The sequence below is a fragment of the Candidatus Thermoplasmatota archaeon genome (assembly GCA_030018475.1).
In the GTDB taxonomy this organism is placed as follows: Archaea; Thermoplasmatota; JASEFT01; order JASEFT01; family JASEFT01; genus JASEFT01.
On sequence record JASEFT010000072.1, the window covers coordinates 1 to 4543 of the forward strand.

Here is a 4543-nt window from a genome sequence, read left to right on the forward strand (position 1 = left end):
CAAAAATTTAAAAATATATCTTATTCTGTTGGTGTTGACGTATTTGAACTATATTTAAGAGAGGCACAGGAAAAACGTACGCATAATGAGTACATAATGGCAGATATTAATCAAATTGAATTCAAGCAAAAATCTTTTGATGCGGTTGTTGCAATAGATGTTTTAGAACATTTAACGAAAAAGGAAGGACATGCTTTAATTGAGCGAATGGAAAATTGGGCAAAGAAGAAAGTAATAATTTTCACTCCAAATAACTATGTGGAACAAGAGGAATACGAAAAAGATATATTTCAGGAGCACAAATCTGGTTGGAGTTATGAAGAGCTGAAGGAGTTAGGGTTCGAGGTTGTAGGGATGGGCGACTGGAGAAAAGTCAGGGAAGCTCATGCTATACCAAAATATAAGCCCAGAGTTTTATGAACGATAATATCTGATTTATCTCAGATTATAACTTATCGGTACCCAAAGCATGCATTTTTCGCTCCTAGCAATAAAACAGAGTAGATAAACAACATATTTATATTTTGCAAGATATTGTTTACTCGGAGAATAAATGAGAATCGCATTTCTATCACCTTGGCAAAACGTTGTTCAAAGAGGCGTTGAAGGCGTAGTCAGGGAAATTACTAAAAGATTGAGAAAGCGTCATGAAGTCGATATATTTTCTACTGGCTGTGGTAACGGTATTGTCACAGTAAATGCCGATATACGTAATTCAGGTTTACTTCGCGCTTATGAAAATATATCGCGAATGTTCGGGTTTAGCAGACTTTTTGAGACGGGGTTTCCACCAATTGGGCCTGGAGATATGCAGGCATTTTATTTCGCGCATAAGGCATTCAAGAAGATGATCGAAGAAAAGTTAAATTATGATGCGGTTTCTATTTTTTGTGGATTGTATGGCGATGTATGCGCTGCATGGTATAGAAGAAATACAGGCATACCATTCATACACAATGACCATGGCGGTAGCGTACAAGATCAGTTGGCAATATTAACCAAGCCAGACGCGGTTATTTGCATTACTCCATTAATAGTAGAGTATCATAAAAAAAGATTTTTAGGTAGAAGAACAAAAATTCATATGATACCTAATGGCGTCGACTTAGATGTGTTCAAACCAGAGGGTGAAAAAACCACGCTGGTGGATTTAGGAAAGATGGAACATCCTATTGTTCTTTCTACCTCCGCCCTTTCGCCAGTAAAGAGGCTTCATCTGCTAATAGAGGCAATGGCTAAATTGAGTGCTGGAACGTTAATATTTACTTCGGATGGTCCACTTAAAGAAGAGGTGGTTAGTTTTGGTAAAAAGAAATTGGGCTCCAGATTTGTTTATTTAGGTGTAGTATCACATGAAGAGCTCCCTAAAATTTACAGAAGTTGCGATGTATTCTCATTGCCATCTTACTGGGAAGGCTTCCCCTTGGTGATACTCGAGGCCATGGCCTCTGGTTTACCTGTGGTCACGACAAACGATGAACTTAGGAAATGGATATTAGGTGATTGTGGCGGGATACTCGTAGACCCTACTGACACGGAAGCGTATGCATGTGCATTAAGAACTGCGTATGAAACTGGGTATGACAGTAGCGTAAGAGAATATATAACTCGGTTCTCTTGGGATACAATTGCGCAGAGATACGAGAAAATTATTGTGGGCTTGGAGAGAGGGAGGAGTAAATGATAAGTTATACCTTTATCCTTAACCCGTCTATTACTCCTCTAAAATAACTTTTCAGATGCTTTTTTAACATATTTCTATCTTCTTTACAATCTTTTACAATACGGACACAGGTAACTGGAAAATTTATAACAAAAAAATAAGATATAAAGAACACAAGTTGTAATAGATTAGCGTGTTTTTTTTCTATCAAGAACAATCCACGCGTGGTATAGTATAGGTCAACCTTAGATATTTTCTTTTCTACCGATTTACGCCCTTTATGCCATATTTTAGCTTGCGGTGCCCAACAAGTTTTATATCCAGCTCTTTTATTTCTAATCCACCAATCTTGTTCGTCACCCCCAAAAAACAGTCTTGAATCTAATAATCCGATTTTATCAAAAACTTTAGTTTTTATCATCCAACAACCAGAGGTAACGCATTCAACTTTTTCATTTGTTGTGTTTATATCTACCTGTTGTTTTGTCTTGCAGGTCCACAAACTTACTTCTTTTGTAGGAATCCAATCTAATTTATCCGGTTCATCGTATTTGTATATAGTTGGGCTGACTGAGCTGATGCTTTCGTCACTTTCTGCTACTTTCACTATTTCCTCTAAAAAAGTTCTGTCAACTATTGTATCGTTATTAAGAAGAAAAACATACTCTGGATTTTGATTTTCTAGCGCATATCTAATACCAATATTGTTTCCTTCTGCAAAACCATAATTCCTATCGTTTTCGATTATGTATATGAAATTTCCAAATTTTTCTCTTAGAATTTTTACATCACTGCCAGTAGAACCATTATCCACTACTATTACTTTGTAATTTGGATAGGTTATCTTTCTCAGAGACTCTAAACACTCAATGGTATCTTTCACACCATTCAAATTAAGTACCACTATAGAGACTTTGGGATAGTGCATTTTATTTCCCTAGATTATTTTCTTAACTTAAAGGATTTTATTCTAACAGATCTAAGACTCATATCTATGGTTAGGGGGGGACCTGTATACTCATTCATAGTCATCGGCTTTATGTCTGAGGTTGTAATTTTTGCTAATTCAAACATCGATACTTTATCTTCTCCGCATACGTGTAAAATGCCAGTATAATTTTGTTCTATTATGGATTTAATTGCCAAAGCTAGGTCATCAGCAAAAAGATAGGTACCGTAACGGTCGATAAAGGCTTTGGGATAAGGCCACACCGCTCTTGGTACAAAATTTGTTCTTATTATCAACCATTTTTTTATATTAAGATATTTTACTGCATACTCGCCTAACAATTTAGTCAAAGAGTAGAAATTTTTTGGATAAGGTATATCCTCTTCAGTATATTCGCCCCTATCGCCTTGGAAAACGCACGCCGTAGATATATAAATGAAGTAGCAGTCTGGTTTATATTTCAAACAAGCTTTAACAAGATTCTCGGTACCACCTACATTTGTGTTCATCGCAAGTTTTTTATTCTCCTCGCATTCCCTTATCCCTGTAAGAGCTGCACAGTGTATTAAAATGTCAGGTTTCTTGCGTTTTATAAACTTAAAAACTCTCTCTTTATTGGTTATATCTAATTCTTTATGTGTAGGATGTAATGACTGAGGGAACAGTTTAACAAGTTCCATTCCAAGTTTTCCTGTGCCCCCTGTGATAAGTACTTTCATTTATCAATCGCTCCCCGTAATCCGTTCTCGTTGTTATAAATTGGTCCTTCTTTAGAAACCTTTTTATACCGTTCTTCAGGTATCGGATATCTAAAACTTTCCATTCCGCCGATTATTGTTATAACCATCCTTCTTCTATTAGCTTTTTTCTTAATTCATCCTTGCTTAATCTATCTGCATTTTCTGACGTGAACTCTTTTGGTTCATTTATCACTGGGCTATCAAAAGGATTAACTTTGAAGATATTATGATCAACCAATTCTTCTGTATGCATCATTTCCATGTCACTCACTAAAACTTCATGTAACTTCTCTCCGGGTCTTTTTCCTTTGACAACGAAATTGCCTTCTCCGGCCATTACCTCAGCTATGTCTTTAATCAGACACGCACTGCACTTTTTGACATAAATACATCCATCCATTTCGGACAAAGCAAACAATACCAATTCGATCGCTTCGTTTAAAGTGAGCCAGAATCTTGTCATGAGAGGATGAGTGACAGGAAGCTTTTTTCCCCCTCATCCAACAGTTTTTTAAAGTGTGGAATCACTGAGCCTCTGCTTCCTATAACATTCCCATATCTTACCACCGAAAACTTAGTCTCGCAATCCTCCTTAAGCAAAAGAATTCTTTCATCAATAGCTTTAGTCATGCCATACACATTGACTGGTTTGACTGCTTTGTCTGTTGATATTCCTATAACCTTTTCCACATTATTTTCTATAGCTGCTTTTTTTATGTTCCAAGTATGTTGGTCTTGACTGCTTCCATAGGATGCCGTTCTATGTCTGAAATCTGTTTTAAAGCCGCAGCGTGAAATATTATGTCTATATTCTTTGTAGCTTCTAAGACCCTTTCGTAATCTCTCACGTCCCCTAAAACAAAAACAAAATTTGGAAATTCTCTAGCCATTGAGTGCTGAAGGTCTTCGTGTCTACTAAATATTTTAACTTCTTTAGGATTCACTCTACACAAGATGTTGGCCATCTGATGACCGAAACTTCCCGTCCCACCAGTTATCATTATTCTTTTATTATCTATTAACTTATCTATCAATCAATCACCTTATATACATAGCTTTCTAAATTTATTTGTTCCGGGAGCATACAAAACGATAAATAGTGTTTGGAATATTAAATATTAACGGTTTCGCTGCTTTGTTGCATAACTATAAAATAACCTAAATCTATTTACCCTTGGGATGGGAATAATG

General features: G+C 36.2%; 7 protein-coding genes. 2 read left to right on the forward strand and 5 right to left on the reverse strand.

Translation table 11 applies throughout. The features are described from left to right. Positions 1-420 (forward strand): class I SAM-dependent methyltransferase (locus tag QMD21_07220; GenBank protein MDI6856551.1); only part of this gene is annotated, 420 nt, incomplete at its 5' end. Positions 421-553: 133 nt separating this feature from the next. Further along, entirely contained in the window at positions 554-1684 is a 1131-nt protein-coding gene (locus QMD21_07225; protein ID MDI6856552.1) for a glycosyltransferase family 4 protein, read from the forward strand. 4 nt (positions 1685-1688) lie between these two features. Here QMD21_07225 and QMD21_07230 read toward each other — a convergent pair whose 3' ends face one another. The 5 genes from QMD21_07230 to QMD21_07250 all read right to left on the reverse strand — a co-directional run bounded on the left by QMD21_07230 (position 1689) and on the right by QMD21_07250 (position 4386). Beyond that, entirely contained in the window at positions 1689-2591 is a 903-nt protein-coding gene (locus QMD21_07230; GenBank protein ID MDI6856553.1) for a glycosyltransferase family 2 protein, read from the reverse strand. Positions 2592-2605: 14 nt separating this feature from the next. Continuing rightward, positions 2606-3331, reverse strand: a complete 726-nt coding sequence (locus QMD21_07235) for an SDR family oxidoreductase (GenBank protein MDI6856554.1) — start codon at positions 3329-3331, stop codon at positions 2606-2608. 118 nt (positions 3332-3449) lie between these two features. After that, positions 3450-3815 (reverse strand): polysaccharide biosynthesis protein, encoded by a 366-nt coding sequence (locus tag QMD21_07240; GenBank protein ID MDI6856555.1) that lies wholly within the window; start codon positions 3813-3815, stop codon positions 3450-3452. Then, positions 3812-4042, reverse strand: a complete 231-nt coding sequence (locus QMD21_07245) for a polysaccharide biosynthesis protein (protein ID MDI6856556.1) — start codon at positions 4040-4042, stop codon at positions 3812-3814. Before QMD21_07245 ends, QMD21_07240 begins: the two co-directional genes overlap by 4 nt. A 23-nt stretch (positions 4043-4065) precedes the next feature. Beyond that, the gene (locus QMD21_07250; protein MDI6856557.1) at positions 4066-4386 is read right to left on the reverse strand and encodes a polysaccharide biosynthesis protein; all 321 of its coding nucleotides are present in this window, start codon (positions 4384-4386) and stop codon (positions 4066-4068) included. Between the last annotated feature and the right edge of the window lie 157 nt (positions 4387-4543).